This is a genomic window from Tsukamurella pseudospumae, from assembly GCF_001575195.1.
In the GTDB taxonomy this organism is placed as follows: Bacteria; Actinomycetota; Actinomycetes; order Mycobacteriales; family Mycobacteriaceae; genus Tsukamurella; species Tsukamurella pseudospumae.
The window spans coordinates 783,812-806,520 of the sequence record NZ_LSRF01000058.1 but is presented as its reverse complement, the minus strand read 5'-3'; the positions used below and the strand labels follow the sequence as shown (position 1 = coordinate 806,520).

The following is a 22,709-nucleotide window of genomic DNA, read 5'->3' as shown; positions in this document are numbered from 1 at the left end:
CGCGGTACGAGGAGCTTTCGGACGACCAGTGGGCTCGGATCGAGCCGTTGTCGCCTTCGAGTGTCGGTCGGCGTGGGCGTCGGTTCCAGGACAACCGGTGGGTGGTCGAGGCGATCATCTACCGGTACCGAACCGGGATCGCGTGGCGGGACCTGCCGGTCGAGGTGTTCGGTTCGTGGAAGACGGTCTGGAAGCGTCACCGGCGCTACGCCCAGGACGGGACTTGGGATAAGGTCCTCGCCGCCCTCCTCGCCGATGCCGATGCCGATGTGGCGGGCGAGATCGATTGGACGACGGTGTGGGTGGACGCCACGATCAACCGGGCGCATCAGCACACGACGAACACCGTTCGTCCTGATCACGACACAGGGCCCGGTCGGATTACACGAATCCGCCGGCCGGGTTCGTCGCGAGCCCGCTCGGCGGTGACCGTGAACCTGCGGACGCTCTCGGACCGGGGTATCAAGGCCGTCATCCCGTAGAAGGTCACCGAGATCGACGCCCGCCGCCGCAAGGGCTCATTGGGTGGCCGGCCACCCAGCATTCGACAGCGATATCCACAAGGGCCGCAACGTCATTGAACGATCCTTCAATGACATCAAGCATGCGCGGGCCAGCCCACCACGGTGCTCCGCTTCAGCGATGAAGGGGAGCACCGATTCACGTTCACCTCTGAGTCGGAATCGGTTCCGGGCTCCGCGCTAGCACCGCCCGGAGCCGGCCCGACCGCACTGCCGAACCCAATCCGATGAGTCCGCATACGGCTGCCGAGGCGACGTACACGGGAAGCCATCCGTACCAGCCTCTCGTCGATAGCCACTCAGCGACCATCGGCAGAGTTCCGCCCAAGGCCGCGATGGCGATCGCCATGCCGAGCCCGCTACCCACCGCACGGAGCATCGTGGGAAAGAGCAACCCGTACAGGACGTTTCCTATCGCCAGTGTGGGAGCGAGGGCGATACCGAGGAGAAGTGCCACCGCGACGAAGGGCACGAGGCCCTGACGAAACGCCCACAGTAGCGGCACCGTTCCGAGAGCCTGGACCAGGTACGCGATCCGCAGAACCCGGATCGGATCGAACCGGTCCATCAGCCGGCCGAAGGCGACGATCGCGCCGACCACAACGGCGAGGACCACCGCCATGGTGCCCGATACGGCGGCCTTGTCGACCCTGCCCACGGTGTCGGCGTACACCGGTAGATAGACGAGCGCGAAGTAGACGGGCACCGTCCCAGCGGCTGTCATGAGGGCAACGGTCACCACCGCAGTCCGTTGTTCGCTCAGGAGCGGACCCAGCGGGCTTCGTCCGCTGCGGCTCGTCGACCCCTCCGCGGTGAACGCAGCGCTCTCGGGGGCCCGGAACCGCACCCAGATCGCGCACAGACCGGCGACTGCCGCGGCGGCGAATCCCCAACGCCACGCGCCGTCCGAGAGTCCGTCGCGCCCGTACACCGCAGTCAACGCCGCGACGACTCCGAAGGCGATCAGCGATCCGCCGGCCGTGCCGCTGTACGACAGCGCGCCATAGCTGAAACGTCTACCGGGAGGGGCGACTTCACTGACGTACGCCGCCACGGTCGAGGTCTCCCCGCCGAACGCGAAACCCTGCACCAGGCGCAGGATGACGATGAGCACCGCAGCCCAGGCTCCGATCATGGCGGAGGTCGGCAGAATCGCCATTCCAAGGCTCGCAGCCGAGATCGCGACCATGCAGAAGGCGAGCGTGGGACGCCGACCGTATCTATCGCTCGCCCAGCCGACCACTACGCCGCCGAGGGGGCGGGCCAAGAATCCGACAGCGAACCCCGCATAGGCGGCCAGCAGCGCGGACGCTCCGTGAGCGGGGAACATGCTCACGGCGAAGAACGGCGCGAGTACCGCATAGACGTTCCAGTCGAACGACTCGACGGCCGACCCGACCGTCGCGGCGAGCAACGCCCGACGGCGGCCGTCCGAACCCGTTCCGTCCTTCATCCAGGCTCCCGCCGACGCGCTTGCGCTCCACTCCGACCGTACAGAGCATAAGCGGCCGGCACGCCTCGAGATTGTGGTGTGGGCGAATGGGATCGAATCCGGTTGAACTGACATCCGTCCGGCCTCTCGTCCAGTGGGTGACTGCACGAGGACCGTTCCCCCAAAGTGAGGCGGCTCTAGAAATCGTGAATCGTGACGTACCCGTCCTGCAGTGCGCGGACCATGAGCGAGATCTTCGACCGTGCCGGCCGTCCCACCGCACCGTATTTCGCACGGATCCGCGCGATGTGCGTGCTCACCGTCGACGGTGAGATGAACAGGACCTCAGCCGCATCCTCCTTCGACAGTGCCTGAAGCCACGCACGGAGGACTTCGATCTCACGCCTACTGAGCTCCGGCAACCGAAGAACAGGATCCACCGGCTCAGCGATGAAACCATCGACGTGATCGCTCAACTTCTGCAACTCGGGCACAGCGCCGGCCATGACGACTCCTCTCGCACGGGCGTCCCGTGGACGACGCGAACTCGTCAGAACGGTACCGGTGAAGGGTGCGTCGGAATCAATGGCTGCGGTTTGACAGAACCGGCCTCACTGCGCCACTATCTACACGCTCCACCGGGTTAGTGTTTACACCCATTACGCAGGTCAACAGTGCTTCGAGGAGAACGAGTGGGCGAGCGGAAAGCCGCTGAGAGGCTGATCGACGCCGCGATCGAGATCCTTCGAGAGGACCCTGCCGAAGTACTCAGGCACGGGATTCGCAGCGAACGCGCGATTGCACTGGCGCGAACATCTCAAACGACATTCTTTCGAAACTATACAAAAGAATCATTCGTCGACGCGGTGCTGCGCCGACTCGCCGCCGCGCCCGCCGCCGAACCAGCTCGGATCGACGGCACGGGCTCGGGCGAGATCCACGCGAAAGATGTTCGTGACACCATCCGGAGTTCGTCCGCGGCCGACTTCGCAGCCGACGACCCCGAGGTCGCGCTACGCGTATTGGGGTTGATGCTGGGACGCTTCGACGCAACGAACGCACAGGCGCTCCGCCGGGCGTACCAGGCATCAGACGCTTTGCGCATCGGCATCTTCCGGTCGGTGCTCGAAGGCCACGGCGCCACCGTTCGCCGACCGTTCACCGTGGACCAGCTCTCCGTAGCTCTCACCGCGTTGCGGGAAGGGCTGCACATCAGGCGCCTGATCGACCCTGCCGTAGTTCCGGATTCCCTCTACGGTGAGACGGCCCTCGCGATCGCGATCGCAACCCTCGATACGCAACACCGACACGAGCACATCGACGAACTCGGATCAGCCCTCGACTCCGGCGACCCCCGAAGCAGGGCCCCACAACCGATGCTTCCCGACGATCCCAGGCAGGCGGTCCTCGACACCGCTGCGCGAGAGTTCGCCGAGCACAGCTTCTACCTCGCAACCCTGGAGGGGATCGCTGAATCGTCCGGGGTACCCATATTCATGCTGAAACGGCTCTTCCCCACCAAGGCACACATCGTGATCGCCGCACTGCGCCCGAAGTTCGCGGCCGTGGCCCAGGGAGTCACGGACGACGTGTCGCTCGGGACCGACCACGTCACGGTGATCCGCCGACACCTGCTGCGCTGCGCTCGACTGACGGTCGAGGAACGCCCCTTCATGGATTCCATGATCGCGAGCGTGTCGCACGACACGTCGGGGTTCGCAGAGGGTGTCGTCGAGATCAAGCAGGAACTGCACTTCCCATCGCTCATCGAACCGGTCATCGCGGACGGCCAACAGCAGGGACTGTTCTCCGACGGCCAGCCCTCGACCGAGTTCGCCGCCATCCTCACCAACGCCCTCTTCATCCGATGCTTCACCAGACGTACCGAGTCCCCAGAGAACAATGCGAGCTTCGTCGCCGAGCTGTTGCTCAACGGGTTGAGGTCCAGACCCGCCCCGGAGGAGACATCAACGGCGATGCACACTTCGTCGCCACGTCATCTGGACGGATGATTGCCTTACCGCTCAGCGATCAGGACAATCGACCCATGACGCAGACCGGCCGGGGCACCGACCGCGCACGGCTCGCCGCCGCGTACCGGCGGATCCACGAACGCGGGAAGGAACCGTTCGACTGCGTGCGCTACCGCGGACTGTATCGGCATTTCTTCGCGGCCGAGCTCACCGAGAACGACCTCGACCATCAGCTGCTCGGCTACGCGTGCGCGGACGCGACGACGCTGATCGACTACGTCCGCCACCTGGAGTACCACCGCCTGCGCCACGAACGACGACACCGCCCGCGGACGTCGTTCTGACCGGCACCGATCACCGGTCGATCACCCCGCGACGGTGACGCCCCACTGCACGCGAGTGGGGTCCACCGTCGCCACGCGGACCGTCACCGGATGCCGGGCCCCGTCGGAGACGAGTGCGCAGTTCTGCGTGGCCCCGACGACCCCGGACAGCTCCCCGTCGCAGGTCAGGGCCTCGACGGGGCGCTCCCGCGCGAGGACCTCGCGGGTGCGCCGCTCCAGCTCGGACACGGCGACCCGCCGACCGGACCGCGGCACGCCGTCGACCGTGGAGTCCCAGTCGACCCGCTCGCCGTCGACCCGGGTCACGGTGAGCCCCACGGCGAAGGCCTCACCACCGCGAGTCAACGTGCAGGTCTGCGCGGCGCCCACCTCGGCTCTGAGCCCGCCGTCACAGCGAAGACTGTCCGACGGTGCCGCCGCCACCTGCGCGAGCGTGCCCGATTCGACCTGCTCGCGGGCGACCTCGGCCGGCGCGAACAGCGACCAGCAGGCCAGCACGGCGACACCGGCGCCACCGACCAGCACCGCCAGTGCACGCAACGCCATATCGACACTTACCTCCGCAAACGATCTGCGCTTACTTCATGAATCAATTTGTATTATTGAATCATGAGCGGCCAGCGATCACAAGGCCGCCGAGCGGAGACGCCGCGGGTCAGCCCGTGACGGTCAGGTAGATCAGCGCGGCGTTGAGCACGACGATGAGCACGCCCGCGCCCGCAGAAGCCCAGCGCAGCGGCACACCGTCGACGAACTCCCCCATCAGCGACCGGTCGGAGGTGTAGCGCCGCAAAGGGAGCAGCGCGAACGGGATGCCGAAGCTCAGGACCACCTGCGAGATGATCAGCGCCTCGGTGGGCGGGACCCCCAGCGCCAGGACGCCGATCGCGGGGATCATCGTGACCAGTCGCCGGATCACCACCGGGATCCGCTTGCGCAGCAGGCCCGACATGATCGTGCCGCCGGCGTAGCTGCCGACCGACGTGGACGCGAGCCCGGAGGCCAGCAGGCCCACTGCGAACAGGCCGGCGACGACCGGGCCGAGCGCATCGCGCACCGCCGCGTGGGCGCCCTCGATGGAATCGGTGCCCTCTCGTCCGTAGAGACTCGACGCCGCGAGCACGAGCAGCGCGATGTTCACCGCGCCCGCGATCACGAGGGCGAGCACGACATCGATCCGCGTCGCCTTGAGCAGCCGCCGCGCGCGCTCGACGCGCCCCTCCGCGGGCGGCGTGCCGTGCCGGTCCACCACGAGCGCCGAGTGCAGGTAGATCGCGTGCGGCATGACCGTCGCGCCCAGCATCGACGCGGCGAGCAGCACCGTCTCCGTGCCCTGCAGCCGCGGGACGAGCCCGCCGAGGACGGCGGCACCGTCGGGCGGCGCGACCACCAGACCGGCGAGGAAGCCCACCACGATGATGGCGAGCAAGCCCATGATCACCAGCTCGAAACGGTACTGCCGGCGGCCGTCCGCGAGCACGAGGAGCGCCGTCGAGATCAGCCCGACGATCACTCCGCCCCACACCAGTGGCACCCCGAACAGCAGGTTCAGGGCCAGCGCGCCGCCGATCACCTCGGCGATGTCGGTGGCGGCGGCGACCAGCTCGGCCTGGCCCCAGAACGCGAGGCGCGCCCGCCGCGGCAGTCGGTCGCCGAGGACCTGCGGCAGCGAGCGGCCGGTCACGACGCCGAGCTTCGCCGACTGGTACTGGATCATCACGGCCATCACGTTGGCCAGCACCAGCACCCAGACCAGCAGGTAGCCGTACTTCGCGCCCGCCGTGACGTTCGCGGCCACGTTGCCCGGGTCCACGTACGCGATCGCGGCCACGAACGCCGGGCCGAGCAGCATCACGCCGCGCAGCGTCGTCGGCCTCCGGGATTCGGTCTTCGTCAGCACACGCCAAGGTTAGGCGAAAGCAAGGTTTCGGACAACCGAAACCTTGCTTCCGGCTGGTGAGCGCGGTGTCCGCGCCCGCTACGTCGCGGGGGCCGTGGTCGTCGTGGTCGGGATCAGCGGCAGCGTGAACGCCGGACGCGTCCGGGTGGGCCGCGTGGTCTCGACGGGCGCCTCGGTGGTCTGCACCGGCGGGGTGTAGGGCTTCGTCGTCGTCGTGACGATCGCCGGCGGGGTGTACGGCTTCGTCGTGGTCGTGATCACCGGCGGGGTGTACGGCTTGGTCGTCGTGGTGACCACGGCCGGCGGCGTGGTCACGACCGCCGGCGGCGTGGTGGTGATCACCGTGGTCGGCGGCGGCGCGACGGTGGTGGGCGGCGTCGTGGTCTCAGTGAGGGCCGGCGGCGTGGTGGTACCCGTGACCGCGGGCGTCGTGGTGCCGCCAGTCGACGGTGCCGGGCTCGTCGGGTCACCGGCGCGGGCGCCCGACGGTGCCGGGGCCGGGGTGGTTGCTGACGTGCTCGCCGTGGTGCCGTCGGTGGGGCGGTTCGCGGTGCCGCCCGTGGCGGTGGTCGCGGTGCCCGTGGCGGTGGTCGCGGTGCCCGTGCCGGCACTACCGGTCCCGGTGGAGCCGGACCCGGCGGTGGCCGTGGTCGTCCGCATGGCTGTGGCCGTATCCGCTACCGACACCTTCACGCTGGTGCCGACGGCCTCCTGGACCTCGGCGCGGCTGCCGGCCTGGATCACCGCACCGTCGAGCGCGGCGGGGACCGGGGCGAGGATCGTCGGATTGACGTTGACGTTGCCGGGGATCGGGGCGCCGGGCAGCGCGAGGACCGGCTCGACCTTCGCCGAAGTGGGCAGCGGCATGAGCACCACCCCGGGGGCGACGGGCGCGCTGACCACGGTGGTCGTCGTGGTCGTGGTCGTGGTGTACACCGGCGCGGCGATCGCGCCCTGCCCCCGGACGTCGACGACGCGACCGGGCGTGACGGCCCAGACCGGGTAGAACGGATCGCTGTACCGCGGGTTCACTCTGCGATAGGGGTTGGTGCCGAGGTTGATCGTGATCGACACGGAGATGATCGGCTGCGGCCTCGGCTGCGCCCAGCCGCGCGGGTAGATCCACATCACGGGAACGTCCGCGCGGAAGCCCGGGTCGAACCACGGCTTCGGGTACCCCGGCCGGTCCCAGGGCCGCGGTTGCCCGGGCATCCACGGGCGGACGCCGAGCTGGCGGCCGTAGACGCTCCAGCAGATCTGCGTCTGGTGCTCGGGACCCGCGACCCACGAGCCCCAGCGACCCGTGTCGCAGATGGCGCGGTACGCGTCGATCTGGTGCGGCGTGTACTGCCAGGGCCGGGTGTTCGCGGGCCGGGCCAGCGGCTCCGGCACCGGGGCCTGCGCCGCGGGACGCAGGTCGGGCGGGAGGACGTCCGACGGGACGGGCGGGTAGTAGACCGTGGTGTTACTGCTGGTCGACGTGATGGTGCCCTGCGGCAGACCCGAGTTCACGACCGCCTGCGCGGCCACCGGATCACCCACCATCATCACGCTCTTGGGCGGCACCGCCACGCCGTCCGTCTGGAAGGCGCCCGGGTTGGCCGTGTACTGATCCCCCGTGACCGGACTGAAGGCGACCGGCGAATCCTGCGTGGCGGAGTCCTTCCCGCACGCCGCGAGTAGCCCCGCCACCGACAGCACCGCGGCCGCCGCGGCCCCTACCTTGACCGTCTTCATCAGTCCTCCACCACTCCGGCCGCGCGGGTACCGCAACGACTCCGTTCCCATCCTTCTACGCCCGCAGGCCCCGCACCATCCCCCGAACGGTGGAATTCGCACCCACCGAGTAGTGGCGCAGCCAATGACTGCGTTGATAGCATTGCAGTCATGGCGACCCTGACGATCCGCAACCTCCCTGACCACGTGAAGGAGAAGCTGCGGATCAGGGCCGCCCACAACGGCAGGTCGATGGAGGCGGAGGCGCGCATGATCCTGGAGGAATCCCTGGTCGAACCCGGGAAGGTGGACCTGAGCTGGGTGGAGGCGTTCATCGAACTCGGGCGCGAGTTCGGTGGTATCGAGCTGGAGATCCCACCCCGCGAGGTCGAGCCCGCGTGGACGTTCAACGAATCGTGATCATCCTCGACACCAACGTGATCTCCGCGATGATGGCGGGCGATTGCGCCGTCGTCACCTGGGTCATGGCGCTGGGCGAGCAGCCGGTGACGACGGCGATCACGGCGGCCGAGCTGCTGTACGGGATCGAGCAACTCCCGGACGGCGCCCGCCGGCGCACTCTCCGTAGCCGATCCGCCGAGGCACTTTCCCTCATGCGCGAGATTCTGCCGTTCACAACCGACTCCGCCGATGTCTACGCCGCGATCCGAGCCGAGCGACGACGAGGTGGCAGGCCCATCGCCACTATGGATGCAATGATCGCGGCGATCACGCGGCAGACCGGCGCGGGCCTCGCCACCCGCAACGTCGCCGACTTCGAGGGCCTGGGCCTGCGCCTCGTCGACCCGTGGTCGGCGGAAGGGTAGACAAAGGTAGATGAATGGGTAGCGTGGAGAGCATGAAGGTGATCACCGTGGCCGAACTCCGCCAGAACCCCACCGTCGCGCTGGACGAGGTCGAGCGGGGCGAGACCTACGAGGTCACGCGGCACCGTCGGGTCATCGCGCGGCTCGTCCCACCCGAGCCGACCATCGAGCTCATTCCGCCGCGGAAGAAGGGCGGCGCGAAGCTGTCCGACTTCCCCGCACCGAGGCATCCCCGAACGACCGCGGAGGTCGACGCGTTGCTCGAGGAGATGCGCGGAGATCGATGGTGACGACGTACTACCTGGACACCTCGGTTGCAGTCCACGTCCTATGGCGCGACTCCGGGGCATTGTCGTGGTTCACGGCCGCCACTGGTGACGAAGAGAAGGTCGTGTCCTCGTCACGCATCCTCCAGACGGAGCTCACTCGAGTGCTTCGCCGTGAAGACGAAACCATCGCACGCCGGAACACGATCCTCGACCACGTGTCGATCGCACCGATGACGGAAGCGATCCTCACATCAGCCGAATCCATCGCCCAGCATCTCCGCACGCTCGACGCGATCCACCTCGCCACGGCCTTGGCCTTGGGCTCGAGGACCGTCTTGGTGACGCACGACGCCCGGCTGGCCGAGATCGCGGAGGAGCACGGGCTCACCGTCGAGGACCCGGTGACGTGACACTGCGCCGCCGGACCGCCCGGCGCGCCTCTCACCTACGCTCGGACGCATGACCGCACGAGACCACGGCGACCCCGGCGACGCTCCCACGATCGCCCCGCCGCTGACCGACATCGCCCGCCCCGCGCGCCCCTCCGCGGCGGAGGAGGCGCGCACCGTCGCGGCGGGCACGTTCACCGCGACGCTCGCGTCCCTCTCCTCCGACGGTGCGCCCTGGGCCTCGCTGGTGACCTACGGCCTGCTCGGCGGCGACCCGGTGCTGTGCGTGTCCCACATGGCCGAACACGGCCGCAACCTGCGGCGCGATCCCCGCGCGAGCCTGTCGATCGTGGCCCCCGCGGCGCCCGACGACCCGCTCGCGAACACCCGGATCACCCTGGCCGGGCGGGTCCGCGAGCCCGCGGGCGACGAGGCCGCGGCGGCGCGGCAGGCGCACCTCGACGCGGTCCCGACGGCCCGGCACTACATCGACTACAGCGACTTCACGCTGTGGGTGCTCGGGGTCGAGCGAGTGCGGTGGGTCGGCGGCTACGGCCGCATGGACTCGGCGAGCGGCGCCGACTACGCCACGGCCGCGCCCGACCCGGTGAGCCCGGTGTCCGACGGGGCGGTTCGGCACCTCAACGACGACCATGCGGATTCGCTGCTGGCGATGGCGCGGCGCTTCGGCGGCCACCCGGACGCCACGTCCGCCCGCTGCGAGCGCGCCGATCGCTACGGCCTCGACCTGCGAGTCGACACGCCCCGCGGGTGGGCCGTCACGCGCGTCGGCTACCTCGAGCCGCTCGACGATGCCGCCGGCCTCCGCGGCGCGACGGTGCAGCTCGCCCGCCTCGCGGCGGAGGTGGACTGACGCGCAGGGCCCCGCACCGTCGAACGACGGTACGGGGCCCTGCGCACTCACTGCTGTTACTTGACGCCCAGCAGATCGATGACGAACACGAGCGTCTTGCCCGACAGGCGGTGCCCGCCGCCGGCGGGACCGTAGGCGAGGGCGGGCGGGCAGATCAGCTGGCGACGGCCGCCGACCTTCATGCCCGGGATGCCCTCCTGCCAGCCGGCGATGAGGCTGCGCAGCGGGAAGTTGATCGACTCGCCGCGGCTCCACGAGGAGTCGAACTCCTCGCCGCTCTCGAACTCGACGCCGAGGTAGTGCACGTCGACGACGCTGCCGGGCTGGGCCTCGGCGCCGTCGCCCACGACGATGTCCTTGATGACGAGCTCGGTAGGCGCGGGGCCCTCGATGAACTCGATCTCCGGCTTGGTCATTGACGCTCCTTTGATCAGGCGGTGCAGGTTGTCGCGACGGATCGGCGGCATTTACGCACCGGGGTAGTCACGGGCGGTGTGGCCCGTGTAGATCTGCTGAGGACGGCCGATCTTGGTGGTCGGGTCCTCGTGCATCTCGCGCCAGTGGGCGATCCAGCCCGGAAGCCGGCCGAGCGCGAACAGCACCGTGAACATGCGCGTCGGGAAGCCCATCGCGCGGTAGATCAGACCGGTGTAGAAGTCCACGTTCGGGTACAGCTTGCGCTCGATGAAGTAGTCGTCGTGCAGCGCGACGTCCTCCAGGCCCTTGGCGATGTCGAGCAGCTCGTCGGACACGCCTAGCAGCTCGAAGATGCGGTCCGCGGTCTGCTTCACGATCGCCGCACGCGGGTCGTAGTTCTTGTAGACGCGATGCCCGAAGCCCATGAGCTTCACGCCGTCTTCCTTGTTCTTGACCTTGTTCATGAAGGCCGTGGTGTCGCCACCGGAGGCCTTGATGTCGTCGAGCATCTCGAGGACGGCCTGGTTGGCGCCGCCGTGGAGCGGGCCCCAGAGCGCGTTGATGCCGCCCGAGATGGACGTGAACAGGTTGGCGTTCGACGAGCCGACCAGGCGCACCGTCGACGTCGAGCAGTTCTGCTCGTGGTCGGCGTGCAGGATGAGCAGCATGTCGAGGGCCTTGACCAGCTCCGGGTCGACCTCGTAGGGCTCGGCCGGGAACCCGAAGGTCATCCGCATGAAGTTCTCGACCAGGCTCAGCGAGTTGTCCGGGTAGAGGAAGGGCTGGCCGACCGACTTCTTGTACGCGTAGGCGCAGATGGTCGGGAACTTCGCGAGCAGGCGGACCGTCGCGAGCTCGACCTGCGCCGGATCGTTGTGGTTCAGCGAGTCAGGGTAGTACGCGCTCAGCGCGTTCACGGCCGACGAGACGACCGGCATCGGGTGGGCGTTGCGCGGGAAGCCGTTGAAGAAGAGCTTCAGGTCCTCGTGCAGCAGCGTGTGCCGCTGGATCTTGGCCGTGAACTCCGCCAGCTGCTCCGGGCTCGGCAGCTCACCGTGGATCAGCAGGTAGCTGACCTCGATGAAGGTCGACTTCTCCGCGAGCTGCTCGATCGGGTACCCGCGGTAGCGCAGGATCCCCGCGTTGCCGTCGATGTAGGTGATGGCCGACTTGCAGGACGACGTGTTGACGAAGCCGTTGTCGAAGGTGCTCAGGCCGGTCTGCCCGAGGAACTTCCCGAGCGCGATGCCGTCCGCACCCTCGGTCGCCTTGATGATCGGCAGCTCGATCTGGCCGCCAGGGTAGGCGACCGTAGCGTTCGCGGTGTTGTCATCGGTGGACAATGTTCGTATCCCCTCGCTGTAGTCGGCGGATAAAAGCTACCTGGCTAGAACCTAGCGGTATCGCGGTTCTCTGCGAAAACGAGGGTGTCACCTGATCCCCCATTCGGTGCTCCACGATCGCCCGGGGGCGATGCGGATCACGTCGGTCCCGGTATGCAGCGCGTTGCCCGGGGCGGACATCGGCTCGACCGCCACGGCCCGGCCCGGTCCACCGTCGGCGCCCCGTCCGGGGAAGCCCTTGCCGTCGTCCGGGTCCGCGATGAACACCTGGGCCCACGGCAACGACGGTGCCGTCCACAGCTCGGTCTCCCCGTCCGGTCCGCGCAGGACGTACCGGCCGGCCGCGCCGGTGAACGGGGTGTCGATGTGGACGCCGGCCAGGGACCGCGGCGCGCGGTAGTCGTACGCGGAGCCCTCGACGGTGCGCGGCGGACCGTCGGGCAACAGGCGCGGCCCGAGGGGCTGCCACTGCTCCGCCCCGAGCTCGAGCGTGCAGTCGTCGACGGGGCTCGCGCCCACCCGGAGGTAGGTGTGGAATCCGACGGCGAAGGGCAGGTCGACAGTGCCGGTGTTGCGCGCCTCGAAGGCGCAGGTCAGGCCGTCGGCGGCGACGCTGTAGCGGATCCGCAGGTGCAGGTCGAAGGGCCAGCCGGTGTGCCGACCCACGTCGAGGACGAGGGTGACGGCGTCGACGGCGGTCTCGATGTCGTCCCAGTCGACGCGGCGGACGAGCCCGTGGTCGGCGGTGCCGGTGACGTCGCTGGTGACCTCGAGCCGATACAACTCGTCGTCCCAGGAGTAGATGCCGTCCTCGGTGCGGCCGGGCCACGGCGCGAGCACCAGACCCGCGGACAGCGGCGGCTTCTCACCCAGCGGCCACTCCTCGGTGAGAGGGACCCCGTCGCGGCGCAGGCCGCGCAGGCCCGCTCCCGTGCGCGCGATCTCGGCGACGTAACCGCCGGCCGCGATGGTGAACCCCGGTTGCACCGTCATGGCCGTCATCCTACGGGCGCCATCGCCGGGGCGAGCGGCGTCGGCCCCACCGGCGGCGGTGCAACCCCCTGCTACCCGCGGGCCAGGGTCCCGGCGATCACCGTCGCGACGGCGGCGTGCAGTGCGGGGACCAGCTCGACCCGGAAGACGGCGAGTTCCGGGTCCACGAGATACGCGCTCTGGCAGACGTGCGACTGCTCGGCCTGCGTGTAGACGGTGCCCGAGAGGGTGACGAGGAAGACGCACACGGCGGGCGCCGCGTCGCCCAGCTCCGGAACCGCCCGCCGCAGAACCCGCCCCAGCAGTTCCATCCCGGCCAGCGCGGTGCGCTTGAACCGCACGATCGCGTCGGTGGAGACATTGCGTTCGAGGACGGAGGCCTGCGCGGCCAGGAGGTCGAGCAGTTCCGGCCGCGCGGCGGCGACGCGGGCGTAGACGGCCGCGAACCGCTCGATGCGCTCGGCGGCCGGCGCAGTGGCGTCCGGCTCCTCCGCCGTCCAGGCCTCATCGAGTTGTGCGATCCATCCCGTCGCCGAGCGGGTGAGCACCTCGAGCAGGACCTCCTCGCGGGATTCGAAGTAGCGCAGCACGTTCGACTTCGCGAGGCCGACGCGGCGGCTGAGCTCGTTGAGCGTGAGCGCCACCACGGGCATCTCGCCGAGCATCGCGGCGGCCGCGGCCAGGATCGCCTCCCGCCGCTCCTGCCGCTGCTGCTCGGTGCGCGCCCGCTGGAATCCCACGGATCGATTTTACAGACCGTCGGTCTATTGACAGCGGAACGGTGGCCTTCTACCGTGGTGGCACAACAGACCGACGGTCTATTAACCATCGCCGACGCAGCAGGAGTACACATGAGCTGGACCGAGAACGACGTTCCCACCCAGGCCGGACGGGTCGCCGTCGTCACCGGCGCCAACACCGGCCTGGGTTTCGAGACGGCTCGCGTGCTCGCGCAGAAGGGCGCCGAGGTGGTGCTCGCGGTCCGCAACCCGGACAAGGGCGCGGAGGCCGTCCGGCGCATCGCCGCGGCCGCCCCGTGTGCGACGGTGCGCCTGCAGCGCCTGGACCTCGGCTCGCTGGAATCGGTGCGCGAGGCCGCCGCGGAACTGCGGGAGAGCACGCCCCGGATCGACCTGCTGGTCAACAACGCGGGCGTCATGTACCCGCCGAAGCAGACCACCGCCGACGGCTTCGAGCTGCAGTTCGGCACCAACCATCTGGGCCACTTCGCCTGGACCGCACAGGTTCTCGATCTACTGCTCGACGTTCCCGGCTCGCGCGTGGTGACGGTGGCCTCCCTCGCCCACCGCATCCGCGCAGCGATCCACTTCGACGATCTGCAGTGGGAGCGCTCCTACGAGCGGGTCGCGGCCTACGGGCAGAGCAAGCTCGCGAACCTGCTCTTCCACTACGAGCTGCAGCGCCGCCTCGAGGCGCGCGCATCGGGCGAGCGGGGCACAGTCGCCGTCGCGGCCCACCCGGGCATCGCCGACACCGAGCTGGTCCGCAACCTACCGAAGGCCCTGCAGTTCGCCCAGGTCGCCGCTCCCCTGTTCTCGCACGACGCGGCGCACGGCGCGCTCGCGCAGCTGCGGGCGGCGACGGACCCGTCCGTCCTCGGCGGGCAGTACTACGGGCCCGACGCCACCGGCGAGCGTCGCGGCGCCCCGCGGCTGGTCACCTCCAGCGCCCAGTCGCTCGACCTGGACCTGCAGCGTCGACTGTGGGCCGTGTCCGAGGAGCTCACCGGGGTGTCCTTCCCGGTGTAGCGGATTCGCTCAGCCGGTGATCTTCGTCAGCCACGCCGGATCGCTGAGCGAGACCTGCTCACCGTCGTGCAGCACCGTCGGGGTGCCGGTACCGCCGGCGGCGGTGAGCAGCTTCAGGTTCGCGGCGCCCACGGCCTTCCCGTCGACCCCGGTCGCCCCGTCACGGATCTTCGCCACCGCGGCGTCGCCGGTGCCGGACGCGCCCGCGAGGGTCGCGATCTCCGCGTTGGTGAGATCGCTCGCCCCGCTCTCCTGGGGCTGCGAGAGGAACATCGACCTGACGAAGCCCAGCGTCGCGTCGGTCCCGCTGCCGCGGCCCACCTCGAGGAAGGCCTGCAGCGCCCGCGAGGAGTAGTCACCGCTCGCGGAGAGCCGATCGAGGAAGCTCACCGGCCGGTACTCGACGGTCAGCCGCCCCGCCCGGACCGCGGTCGTGATGTCCGCACCATAGGTCGTCTCGAAGTTCTTGCAGGCGGGGCACAGGAAGTCCAGGTAGACGGTGATCTTCAGCCCACCCGTCCCGACGCGGACGGCACCGTCGTCCGATCCGGTGGTCGCCGTCGCCCCCGCCTCGCCCGACGGTGCCGGGACCGCCGTCCCCGCGATGGAACGGCTGCACCCGGCGACCGCGACCAGCGCGAGCAGCATCGCAGCGACGACGGTGAGCATCCGTTGCATCCTCATACCGCGCAGGATACTGGGGGCTCAGCGCGTGACGCGGTAGCGGACGAAGGCGGGCACGGCCAGCGCCGCGAGCACCGTGAACACGATCACGAGCACGCCGCCGCCCGCGGCGGCCATCGCGGCACCGGCGGTGGCGGCCGCTGCGCCGTGCGCGGCGTCGCCGATCCGCGGCCCACCGGCCACGACCACGGTGAAGACGCCCTGCAGGCGGCCGCGGACGTCGTCGGTGGCGGCCTCCTGCAGCATCGTGGTGCGGAAGGCGGCGGAGAACATGTCCGCGGCACCGCCCAGCGCGAGCATCACCAGCGCCGCCCACAGCCAGCTGAAGTGGGCCGCCACGCCGAAGCCGGCCATCGCGGCGCCCCACAGCACGATCATCACGATCACGGACAGCCCCTGCCGCGAGACCCGTGAGGTCCAGCCGGAGAGCACGCCGCCGAGCACGGCGCCCACCGACATCGCTGCGAACAGCGCCCCGAACACGAAGCCGCCCTCCATCGGATCCCCGAAGTTCTCGTGCGCGATCTGCGGGAACAGCGCCCGCGGCATGCCGAAGACCATCGCGATGATGTCGACGACGAAGCTCATCAGCAGCACCTTGTGGCCGGCGAGGTAGCGGAAGCCGTCGATCACCGAACTGAGCCCCAGCGACTGTCCCCTGTCCTCCGCCTTGATCGACGGCAGCCGCCACACCGCCCACAGGGTGAGCATGAGCGACGCGGCGTCCAGCGTGTACAGCCAGTGCACGCCGATGATCGGGATCAGCGGCGCGCCCAGCATCGGCCCGGCGATGGCGCCGAACTGCATGACGGTCATGTTCAGCGAGTTCGCCGCCGGCAGCTGCTCGGGCGGGACGAGTCGGGCGTAGATCGCGGAGCGGGTGGGCTGGTTGACACCGAAGAAGGCCTGCTGCAGGGCGAAGGCGCCGAGGATCAGCCACACGTTGTTCGGCAGCACGGCCAGCAGCAGCGCGGTGCCGGCCAGCCCGAGCGTGGTGCCGATGATGACCAGCCGGCGGTCGAGGGCGTCGGCGATCGCGCCGCCCCAGAGCCCGAAGATCACCAGCGGGACCAGGCCGAAGACGCCGGTCAGGCCGACGTACGCCGAGGATCCGGTGATCGCGTAGATCTGGGCGGGGACGGCGACGGCCGTCAGCTGCGCCCCGATGACGGTGACGATCCCCGTCCACCACAGCCGCCGGTAGTCGGGATTGCGGAGCGGACGCGTATCCGCCAGGAGTCTCGGCACCGAAAGATCCTACGACTTCCTCACGACCCACCCGCAATTGAACACCGTTATGGAGAATCCGACCTGCGGTTTCCCTCTCCATAACGGTGTTCAATTGCAGCGGTCAGGGCTGGAGGCGCACCGCCGCGTAGTCGGGGGCGACGAGCCGCACGCGGTTGTGCACGCGGTTCTCCCGGCCCTGCCAGAACTCGACGACCTGCGGCGCGATGCGGTAGCCGCCCCACTCCGGCGGCACCGGCACGTCCACGCCCTCGAACCGGGCCTCGACCTCGGCGAACCGGTCCGCCATCTCGGCCCGCGAGGCCACCGGTCGCGACTGGTCCGACGCCCACGCCCCGAGCTGCGAGCCCCGCGGCCGCTCCGCCCAATAGGCGGCCGTCTCCTCCGGGAGCACCTTCGTCACCGCGCCGCGCACGTGCACCTGCCGGTGGATCGCGATCCACGGGAAGGTCACGGCCGCCACGGGATTCGCCTCCAGCGCGCGGGCCTTGTCCGAGCCGTAGTTGGTGTAGAAGACGACGCCGCGCTCGTCGAGCCCCTTGCACAGGACGGTTCGGGTGGCCGGGAGCCCCGCATCGTCGACGGTGGCCAGCACCATCGCGTTGGGCTCGGGCACGTGCGTGGCCACGGCCTCGTCGAACCAGGAGCGCCACAGCGGCACCCAGCCGGCGGCGAGGTCCTCGGGCTGCAGATCGAACGGGTCGCCGTCGTACTTCTCGCGCATCGCCGTGAGGTCCACGCCACTAAGGTTAGGCGCATGACTGAGATTCCCGGCGGACTGGAAGGCGTGGTCGCGTTCTCCACCGAGATCGCGGAGCCGGACAAGCAGGGCGGGGTGCTGCGGTACCGGGGCGTGGACGTGGCCGATCTGGTGCGCAACCAGGTCACCTACGCCGAGGTGTGGGGCCTGCTGGTGGACGGGGAGTTCGGCAACCCGCTGCCCGCGGCCGAGCCCTTCCCCCTGCCGATCCACAGCGGCGATGTCCGCGTGGACGCGCAGGCGGGTCTGGCCATCCTCGGCCCGCTGTGGGGTTTCGAGCCGCTGCTCGACATCGACGACGCGACGGCCCGCGAGAACCTCGCCCGCGCGTCGGTGACCACGCTGAGCTTCGTGGCCCAGTCGGCTCGCGGCCTGGAGAAGCCGGCGGTGCCGCAGCGGATCATCGACCAGTCGCCCACCGTGACCCACCGGTTCATGACCCGATGGCAGGGCGAGCCGGACCCGGATCACGTGCGCGCCATCGACGCCTACTTCGTCACCGCCGCCGAGCACGGCCTCAACACCTCCACTCTCACCGCCCGCGTCATCGCGTCGACGGGGGCCGATGTCTCGACGGCGCTCTCGGGCGCGGTCGGCGCCCTGTCGGGCCCGCTGCACGGCGGCGCACCGTCGCGCGTGCTCCCGATGCTCGACGAGGTGGAGCGGACCGGGGACCCCCGCCGGTCCGTCACCGACCGGCTGGACCGCGGCGAGCGGATCATGGGCTTCGGGCACCGCGTGTACCGCGCCGAGGACCCGCGGGCCGACGTGCTGCGGACCGTCGCGCGCACCCTGAACGCGCCGCGCTACGAGGCGGCCGCGGCCCTCGAGCGGGAGGCGAACGCGCTGTTCGCCGAGCGCAGGCCCGATCGCGCGATCTCGACCAATGTCGAGTTCTGGGCAGCGGTGGTGCTCGACTACGCGGGCGTGCCGGTGCGGATGATGCCCGCGATGTTCACCTGCGCCCGCACGGCCGGGTGGTGCGCCCACATCCTGGAGCAGAAGCGGGCGGCCAAGCTGATCCGCCCGTCCGCGCAGTACATCGGCCAGGGTCCGCGGCAGCCGGAGGACGTGCCCGGTTGGGACACCATTAGGATTTAGGGCATGACGATCGAGATTCCCGCCGCGCTCAAGCCCGTCGACGGCCGCTTCGGCTGCGGCCCGTCCAAGGTCCGCCCGGAGCAGCTGAGCTCGCTCGTCGACACCGGCGCGTCGGTGTTCGGCACGAGCCACCGTCAGGCTCCCGTGAAGAACGTCGTCGGCCGCGTGCGCGACGGCCTGAAGGACCTCTTCTCCCTCCCCGAGGGCTACGAGGTCGTGCTCGGCAACGGCGGCACCACCGCCTTCTGGGACGCCGCGGCCTTCGGCCTGATCCGCGAGCGCAGCCAGCACTTCACGTACGGCGAGTTCTCCAACAAGTTCGCGAGCGTCGCCAAGGGCAACCCGTTCATCGGCGACCCGGTCGTGGTCTCGAGTGATCCCGGCAGCGCCCCGGAGCTGGTGGCCGACGGCACCGTCGATCTGATCGGCTGGGCGCACAACGAGACCTCGACGGGCGTCGCGGTGCCGGTCAGCCGCCTCGCCGGCAGCGAGAACGCGCTCATCGCGATCGACGCCACCTCGGGCGCCGGCGGCCTGCCGGTGAACGTCGCCGACACCGACGTCTACTACTTCGCGCCGCAGAAGTGCTTCGCCGCCGACGGCGGCCTCTGGGTCGCGCTGATGAGCCCCGCCGCCCTCGCGCGCGTCGAGGAGATCAAGGCCTCGGGCCGCTACACCCCCGAGTTCCTGTCGCTGCCCATCGCGGTGGACAACTCGAGCAAGAATCAGACCTACAACACGCCCGCCCTGGCCACCCTGCTGATGTTCGCGAACCAGATCGAGTGGATGAACGGCAACGGCGGCCTGGACTGGTGCGTCAGCCGCACCAAGGATTCCAGCGACCGCCTGTACCAGTGGGCCGAGGCCAGCGAGTTCGCCACGCCCTTCGTCGCGGACCCCGCGCTGCGCAGCCAGGTCGTGGGCACCATCGACTTCGACGAGAAGATCGACGCCGCCGCGGTCGCCAAGACGCTGCGCGAGAACGGCATCGTCGACACCGAGCCGTACCGCAAGCTGGGCCGCAACCAGCTGCGCATCGGCATGTTCCCGGCGATCGACCCCGACGACGTCACCGCCCTGACGAAGTGCATCGATTTCGTGGTCGAGCGCGTGTCTACGGGCGCGTAACGATTCGATAACCTACCCTGAATTCATGCAGGAGTTGCGGGTCACGGGAGTGGACGACGACGGGACGTCGGTGGTCTGCGAGGGCCCCGCGGGACGTTTCCGCCTGCCGATCGACGACACCCTGAAGGCGGCAGTGAACGGCGAGATGACGGGCGGGCAGACGGAGCTCGAGCTGGGCGCCGACCTGTCGCCGCGGGAGATCCAGGCCCGAATCCGTGCGGGCGCCACCGTCGAGGAGATCGCCGAGCTGACCGGCGCCCCGAACCACCGGATCAAGCGGTTCGCCGGTCCGGTCCTGCTGGAGCGCTCCCGCGCGGCCGAGATGGCGCAGCTGGCCCATCCCGTGCGCGGCGACGGCCCGATGCACGCCACCCTCGCCGACGTGACCCGCACGGCCCTGGCCGAGCGCGGTCACGCCGACACCACCGAGTGGGACGCCTTCAAGGGTGCCGACAACCGGTGGGTCGTCGCGATCAGCTGGAGCGTCGGCAAGTCCCGCAACCAGGCGCACTTCCGGTACGCGCCCGGCGCCCACGGCGGCACCGCGAGCCCCATCGACGACGCCGCCCGCGGCCTGCTCGATCCCGATGCGCGGCAAGGACTCCGGAGCATCGATCGATCGGTCGACGAGCCCCTGCGTGCCGTGCCCGTCGCGCGCGGTCCGGTAGTGGAGGGCGTGGTCGAGGAGCGCGCCGAGCGTCCGGCCCAGGCCCCCGCGGCCGCGGTGGGCCAGCACGGGCGTCGTCATCCCGAAATGCCGTCCTGGGAGGACGTGCTGCTCGGGGTCCGCGGCGGGAAGAACGGCTAGGGCGTGGGCGCTACAGCTGCGACGCTCTGGTTCATCGACGTGGCGGAGCCGAAGGGCATTCTGGCGATCGCCGGACGGCCCGACGAGGCCGCGTCCCGCGTGATCGCCGAACAGGTGCTGGGCGGCCCCGTCGCCGGGCGACCCGAGTCACTGGCCCGCGCGGCCGACCCGCTGCCCGGCCACGTGTACGTGGCCGCGTGGGGCGGGCTGACCGTCGTCACGCACCAGGGCCTGCGGGTGGACCGACCGTCTGACCTCGACGAGTCCTGGTGGAACCTGCTGCCCGCGCATCGCGCGTTCCTGCTGGTCGCGGACCCGGAACGGGCCGTCGGCGGGTTCGCCCTGCGCGCCGACGGTGCGCCGAAGCGCGCCTTCTCCGCCCATCCCGTGGACATTCTCGAGGACGAGGGCCTGCCCGAGCTCTTCGAGGGGCCGTTCTGGGCCGGCGCGCATCCGCTCACCTACGCCGAGGGCGTCGTCCCCGACCCGCGCGCGCTGCCCTTCCACCCGATGGAGTTCGCGGAGCAGGCCAACCGCGAGATCCTCGGCTTCCGCTACACGCATCCCCTCGACGCCACCGACCTCGACCCCGCGCGGGTCCAGGTCGTCGACTTCGTCCTGGCTTCCGAGATCCCCGCTCCCGCACCGCAACAGGCCCAGGTCTCCGGGCCCGACGGTGCGCCGCACCTCCCGGTCGAGCAGCCCCAGGAAGCGGGCCAGGACGACCGCGGCAAGGTCCGCAGCTTCTTCGGCTTTTGATCCCACCTGCCCGGGTGCGACCGCGCGAAACGGGTGCGGCAGCGCATCCGCACCCGAAATGCCCGCTGCTCCGGGAAAGAGTGGCGACGCCGGCACTCGCGGCGCTTCGAAACGTCAAGGGTATGCAGTTCACGCATACCACTAAGACCGATACGGCGCTTTGACCTGCGGAAACGTGAGGTATGCGCGCGACGCATGGCTGTTCCGGCCGACTACACCTCCTCCGGCACCTCCGCGGCGGCGGGAGCGGGAGCGGATCGTCGAAGCGCGTACCCGCCACACAGGGCGCAGGTGACCGCGGAGATCACCCCGCCCACCAGGAGCGGCGCGGCGGGCGTCGTGGCATCGGCGATGGCGCCGAGCAGCGGCGCTCCCAGGGGCGTACCGCCGAGGAAGGCGAGCATGTAGATGCCCATCACCCGGCCGCGGAACTCGGGATCCACGGACAACTGCATGATGCTCATCGCGGAGGTGGTGAACGACATCTGCAGCAGCCCGACCGCCACCAACAGCACCGCCACCGCCCAGAACCACGGCGCCAGCCCTGCCAGCACCGAGGCCGCACCGAAGGCGCAGCCCCCGATCAGCGCGGTCCGCATCGATGCGATCCCCGTGCGGCGGGCGGCGATCAGCGCGCCGCCGAGCGTGCCGACGGCGAGCATCGTCGACAACAGCCCGTACGCGTCGGCGCCCAGCCCGAACCCCTGCCGCGCCAGCAGCGACAACGCCAGCGGGAAGTTGATGCCGAAGGTCGAGACGAAGAACACCGCGACCAGCACCAGCACCAACTCACGCCGCCGCCGGACGTAGGCGAACCCGGCCCGCAACTGCCCCTTCGCCCGCTCCACCGGCGGTGACGGGAACAGCTCGCCCGGCCGCATCGCCACCAGCGCCACCACGATCGCGCCGGTGAACACCGCGTTCACGGCGAACACCCAGCCGGTGCCGACGCCCGCGATGAGCAGGCCGGCGATCGCGGGCCCGACGATCCGGGCGGCGTTGAACACCATGGAGTTCAGGCCGATCGCGTTGGGCAACAGCTCCGGCCCGACCATCTCGATGGTGAAGGCCTGCCGGACCGGCCCCGCGATCGCGGCGTTGCAGCCGAAGACGAAGGCGAGCAGCAGCACGTGCCAGAGTTCGACCACACCGGTCAGCGTCAGCACCGCCAATGCCGCCGCGCAGAGCGCCGCCGCGGTCTGCGTGACCATGAGCATGCGGCGCTTGTCGTACCGATCCGCGAGCAGCCCCGCCCACGCCGACAGGAACAGCGTCGGCCCGAACTGCAGCGCCATCACCACACCCAGCACCCAGCCCCGGCCGTGTGCGAGGTCGAGTACCAGCCAGTCCTCGGCGACGCGCTGCATCCAGGTCCCGGTCAGGCTGACCGCCTGGCCTCCCGCCCAGAGCCGGTAGTTCCTCGCTTTCAGGGACACGAAGACACTCGGCACTCG

General features: G+C 70.0%; 25 protein-coding genes and 1 pseudogene. 13 read left to right on the top strand and 13 right to left on the bottom strand.

What is annotated here, in order from left to right; genetic code table 11:
• Positions 1 to 20: 20 nt before the first annotated feature.
• Positions 21 to 482 (top strand): annotated as a pseudogene (locus AXK60_RS26000) (transposase); the annotation flags it as partial.
• Between the two features lie 184 nt (positions 483 to 666).
• Here AXK60_RS26000 and AXK60_RS22420 read toward each other — a convergent pair.
• Both AXK60_RS22420 and AXK60_RS22415 read right to left on the bottom strand, forming a co-directional pair.
• Complete coding sequence (locus tag AXK60_RS22420) at positions 667 to 1,974, bottom strand: MFS transporter (protein WP_068574657.1); 1,308 nt, start codon at positions 1,972 to 1,974, stop codon at positions 667 to 669.
• A gap of 176 nt (positions 1,975 to 2,150) precedes the next feature.
• The gene (locus tag AXK60_RS22415) at positions 2,151 to 2,459 is read right to left on the bottom strand and encodes a response regulator transcription factor (RefSeq protein WP_082778194.1); all 309 of its coding nucleotides are present in this window, start codon (positions 2,457 to 2,459) and stop codon (positions 2,151 to 2,153) included.
• 186 nt (positions 2,460 to 2,645) lie between these two features.
• Here AXK60_RS22415 and AXK60_RS22410 point away from each other — a divergent pair, with 186 nt between their 5' ends.
• A complete protein-coding gene (locus AXK60_RS22410; protein ID WP_139058080.1) occupies positions 2,646 to 3,965 on the top strand; it encodes a TetR/AcrR family transcriptional regulator in 1,320 nt (439 codons plus the stop codon).
• Between the two features lie 35 nt (positions 3,966 to 4,000).
• Positions 4,001 to 4,270, top strand: coding sequence for a hypothetical protein (locus AXK60_RS22405; protein WP_068574655.1), 270 nt, complete (start codon positions 4,001 to 4,003; stop codon positions 4,268 to 4,270).
• Between the two features lie 21 nt (positions 4,271 to 4,291).
• On the opposite strand, the gene AXK60_RS22400 is transcribed toward AXK60_RS22405, so the two are convergent.
• The 3 genes from AXK60_RS22400 to AXK60_RS27225 all read right to left on the bottom strand — a co-directional run bounded on the left by AXK60_RS22400 (position 4,292) and on the right by AXK60_RS27225 (position 7,907).
• The gene (locus AXK60_RS22400; protein ID WP_068574654.1) at positions 4,292 to 4,816 is read right to left on the bottom strand and encodes a DUF4333 domain-containing protein; all 525 of its coding nucleotides are present in this window, start codon (positions 4,814 to 4,816) and stop codon (positions 4,292 to 4,294) included.
• 109 nt (positions 4,817 to 4,925) lie between these two features.
• A complete protein-coding gene (locus AXK60_RS22395) occupies positions 4,926 to 6,170 on the bottom strand; it encodes an Nramp family divalent metal transporter (protein WP_068574652.1) in 1,245 nt (414 codons plus the stop codon).
• Between the two features lie 78 nt (positions 6,171 to 6,248).
• Positions 6,249 to 7,907 carry a hypothetical protein gene (locus AXK60_RS27225; protein WP_068574650.1) on the bottom strand — a complete coding sequence of 553 codons (1,659 nt, stop codon included), beginning with the start codon at positions 7,905 to 7,907 and terminating at the stop codon, positions 6,249 to 6,251.
• A gap of 150 nt (positions 7,908 to 8,057) precedes the next feature.
• Between AXK60_RS27225 and AXK60_RS22385 the strand changes: the two genes are divergently transcribed.
• Genes AXK60_RS22385 through AXK60_RS22365 form a run of 5 tightly spaced genes read left to right on the top strand, consistent with a single transcriptional unit; the run spans position 8,058 to position 10,245 of the window.
• Positions 8,058 to 8,306, top strand: coding sequence for a FitA-like ribbon-helix-helix domain-containing protein (locus tag AXK60_RS22385; protein WP_068574648.1), 249 nt, complete (start codon positions 8,058 to 8,060; stop codon positions 8,304 to 8,306).
• Positions 8,285 to 8,713 (top strand): type II toxin-antitoxin system VapC family toxin, encoded by a 429-nt coding sequence (locus tag AXK60_RS22380; protein WP_244881154.1) that lies wholly within the window; start codon positions 8,285 to 8,287, stop codon positions 8,711 to 8,713. Before AXK60_RS22385 ends, AXK60_RS22380 begins: the two co-directional genes overlap by 22 nt.
• A gap of 32 nt (positions 8,714 to 8,745) precedes the next feature.
• Positions 8,746 to 9,003 carry a type II toxin-antitoxin system Phd/YefM family antitoxin gene (locus tag AXK60_RS22375; RefSeq protein WP_068574643.1) on the top strand — a complete coding sequence of 86 codons (258 nt, stop codon included), beginning with the start codon at positions 8,746 to 8,748 and terminating at the stop codon, positions 9,001 to 9,003.
• Positions 8,997 to 9,392 carry a type II toxin-antitoxin system VapC family toxin gene (locus AXK60_RS22370; protein ID WP_068574641.1) on the top strand — a complete coding sequence of 132 codons (396 nt, stop codon included), beginning with the start codon at positions 8,997 to 8,999 and terminating at the stop codon, positions 9,390 to 9,392. The genes AXK60_RS22375 and AXK60_RS22370 overlap by 7 nt, the downstream gene beginning before the upstream one ends.
• A gap of 49 nt (positions 9,393 to 9,441) precedes the next feature.
• Positions 9,442 to 10,245 (top strand): HugZ family pyridoxamine 5'-phosphate oxidase, encoded by an 804-nt coding sequence (locus AXK60_RS22365; RefSeq protein ID WP_068574639.1) that lies wholly within the window; start codon positions 9,442 to 9,444, stop codon positions 10,243 to 10,245.
• A gap of 56 nt (positions 10,246 to 10,301) precedes the next feature.
• Here AXK60_RS22365 and AXK60_RS22360 read toward each other — a convergent pair whose 3' ends face one another.
• The 4 genes from AXK60_RS22360 to AXK60_RS22345 form a co-directional block, all read right to left on the bottom strand.
• Entirely contained in the window at positions 10,302 to 10,661 is a 360-nt protein-coding gene (locus tag AXK60_RS22360) for an FKBP-type peptidyl-prolyl cis-trans isomerase (protein ID WP_068574637.1), read from the bottom strand.
• A 51-nt stretch (positions 10,662 to 10,712) separates the two neighbouring features.
• Positions 10,713 to 12,005, bottom strand: a complete 1,293-nt coding sequence (locus tag AXK60_RS22355; RefSeq protein WP_068574635.1) for a citrate synthase — start codon at positions 12,003 to 12,005, stop codon at positions 10,713 to 10,715.
• Between the two features lie 87 nt (positions 12,006 to 12,092).
• Positions 12,093 to 12,998 carry an aldose 1-epimerase family protein gene (locus tag AXK60_RS22350; RefSeq protein ID WP_068574633.1) on the bottom strand — a complete coding sequence of 302 codons (906 nt, stop codon included), beginning with the start codon at positions 12,996 to 12,998 and terminating at the stop codon, positions 12,093 to 12,095.
• A gap of 71 nt (positions 12,999 to 13,069) precedes the next feature.
• On the bottom strand, positions 13,070 to 13,738 hold the full coding sequence (locus AXK60_RS22345; RefSeq protein WP_068574631.1) for a TetR/AcrR family transcriptional regulator: 669 nt from the start codon (positions 13,736 to 13,738) through the stop codon (positions 13,070 to 13,072).
• A gap of 111 nt (positions 13,739 to 13,849) precedes the next feature.
• Between AXK60_RS22345 and AXK60_RS22340 the strand changes: the two genes are divergently transcribed.
• Entirely contained in the window at positions 13,850 to 14,767 is a 918-nt protein-coding gene (locus AXK60_RS22340; protein WP_068574629.1) for an SDR family NAD(P)-dependent oxidoreductase, read from the top strand.
• Positions 14,768 to 14,776: 9 nt separating this feature from the next.
• Here the strand turns inward: AXK60_RS22340 and AXK60_RS22335 are convergent, their stop codons facing one another.
• The 3 genes from AXK60_RS22335 to pdxH form a co-directional block, all read right to left on the bottom strand.
• Positions 14,777 to 15,451, bottom strand: coding sequence for a DsbA family protein (locus tag AXK60_RS22335; RefSeq protein WP_082778192.1), 675 nt, complete (start codon positions 15,449 to 15,451; stop codon positions 14,777 to 14,779).
• 21 nt (positions 15,452 to 15,472) lie between these two features.
• Positions 15,473 to 16,699, bottom strand: coding sequence for an MFS transporter (locus tag AXK60_RS22330; RefSeq protein ID WP_068574625.1), 1,227 nt, complete (start codon positions 16,697 to 16,699; stop codon positions 15,473 to 15,475).
• A gap of 103 nt (positions 16,700 to 16,802) precedes the next feature.
• A complete protein-coding gene (gene pdxH, locus AXK60_RS22325) occupies positions 16,803 to 17,423 on the bottom strand; it encodes a pyridoxamine 5'-phosphate oxidase (RefSeq protein WP_068575298.1) in 621 nt (206 codons plus the stop codon).
• Between the two features lie 33 nt (positions 17,424 to 17,456).
• Between pdxH and AXK60_RS22320 the strand changes: the two genes are divergently transcribed.
• From AXK60_RS22320 to AXK60_RS22305, 4 genes are read left to right on the top strand one after another with little or no spacing between them, the layout of a single operon-like run.
• A complete protein-coding gene (locus tag AXK60_RS22320) occupies positions 17,457 to 18,560 on the top strand; it encodes a citrate synthase 2 (RefSeq protein ID WP_068574623.1) in 1,104 nt (367 codons plus the stop codon).
• Between the two features lie 3 nt (positions 18,561 to 18,563).
• The gene (serC, locus tag AXK60_RS22315; RefSeq protein WP_068574621.1) at positions 18,564 to 19,688 is read left to right on the top strand and encodes a phosphoserine transaminase; all 1,125 of its coding nucleotides are present in this window, start codon (positions 18,564 to 18,566) and stop codon (positions 19,686 to 19,688) included.
• Between the two features lie 25 nt (positions 19,689 to 19,713).
• Entirely contained in the window at positions 19,714 to 20,496 is a 783-nt protein-coding gene (gene sepH, locus AXK60_RS22310; RefSeq protein WP_068574619.1) for a septation protein SepH, read from the top strand.
• 3 nt (positions 20,497 to 20,499) lie between these two features.
• Positions 20,500 to 21,255, top strand: a complete 756-nt coding sequence (locus AXK60_RS22305) for a DUF6928 family protein (protein WP_068982565.1) — start codon at positions 20,500 to 20,502, stop codon at positions 21,253 to 21,255.
• A 212-nt stretch (positions 21,256 to 21,467) separates the two neighbouring features.
• Here AXK60_RS22305 and AXK60_RS22300 read toward each other — a convergent pair whose 3' ends face one another.
• The gene (locus tag AXK60_RS22300; protein ID WP_068574615.1) at positions 21,468 to 22,706 is read right to left on the bottom strand and encodes an MFS transporter; all 1,239 of its coding nucleotides are present in this window, start codon (positions 22,704 to 22,706) and stop codon (positions 21,468 to 21,470) included.
• Between the last annotated feature and the right edge of the window lie 3 nt (positions 22,707 to 22,709).

Bases quoted from the DNA above. Each gene is read 5' to 3' on its own strand.
- AXK60_RS22350 (WP_068574633.1), bottom strand. From the start codon at position 12,998: ATGACGGTGCAACCGGGGTTCACCATCGCGGCCGGCGGTTACGTCGCC.
- AXK60_RS22340 (WP_068574629.1), top strand. From the start codon at position 13,850: ATGAGCTGGACCGAGAACGACGTTCCCACCCAGGCCGGACGGGTCGCC.
- AXK60_RS22370 (WP_068574641.1), top strand. From the start codon at position 8,997: ATGGTGACGACGTACTACCTGGACACCTCGGTTGCAGTCCACGTCCTA.
- AXK60_RS22335 (WP_082778192.1), bottom strand. From the start codon at position 15,451: ATGAGGATGCAACGGATGCTCACCGTCGTCGCTGCGATGCTGCTCGCG.
- AXK60_RS22400 (WP_068574654.1), bottom strand. From the start codon at position 4,816: ATGGCGTTGCGTGCACTGGCGGTGCTGGTCGGTGGCGCCGGTGTCGCC.
- AXK60_RS22365 (WP_068574639.1), top strand. From the start codon at position 9,442: ATGACCGCACGAGACCACGGCGACCCCGGCGACGCTCCCACGATCGCC.
- AXK60_RS22420 (WP_068574657.1), bottom strand. From the start codon at position 1,974: ATGAAGGACGGAACGGGTTCGGACGGCCGCCGTCGGGCGTTGCTCGCC.
- AXK60_RS22360 (WP_068574637.1), bottom strand. From the start codon at position 10,661: ATGACCAAGCCGGAGATCGAGTTCATCGAGGGCCCCGCGCCTACCGAG.
- AXK60_RS22375 (WP_068574643.1), top strand. From the start codon at position 8,746: ATGAAGGTGATCACCGTGGCCGAACTCCGCCAGAACCCCACCGTCGCG.
- AXK60_RS22385 (WP_068574648.1), top strand. From the start codon at position 8,058: ATGGCGACCCTGACGATCCGCAACCTCCCTGACCACGTGAAGGAGAAG.
- AXK60_RS27225 (WP_068574650.1), bottom strand. From the start codon at position 7,907: ATGAAGACGGTCAAGGTAGGGGCCGCGGCGGCCGCGGTGCTGTCGGTG.
- pdxH (WP_068575298.1), bottom strand. From the start codon at position 17,423: ATGCGCGAGAAGTACGACGGCGACCCGTTCGATCTGCAGCCCGAGGAC.
- AXK60_RS22405 (WP_068574655.1), top strand. From the start codon at position 4,001: ATGACGCAGACCGGCCGGGGCACCGACCGCGCACGGCTCGCCGCCGCG.
- sepH (WP_068574619.1), top strand. From the start codon at position 19,714: ATGCAGGAGTTGCGGGTCACGGGAGTGGACGACGACGGGACGTCGGTG.
- AXK60_RS22320 (WP_068574623.1), top strand. From the start codon at position 17,457: ATGACTGAGATTCCCGGCGGACTGGAAGGCGTGGTCGCGTTCTCCACC.
- AXK60_RS22415 (WP_082778194.1), bottom strand. From the start codon at position 2,459: ATGGCCGGCGCTGTGCCCGAGTTGCAGAAGTTGAGCGATCACGTCGAT.
- serC (WP_068574621.1), top strand. From the start codon at position 18,564: ATGACGATCGAGATTCCCGCCGCGCTCAAGCCCGTCGACGGCCGCTTC.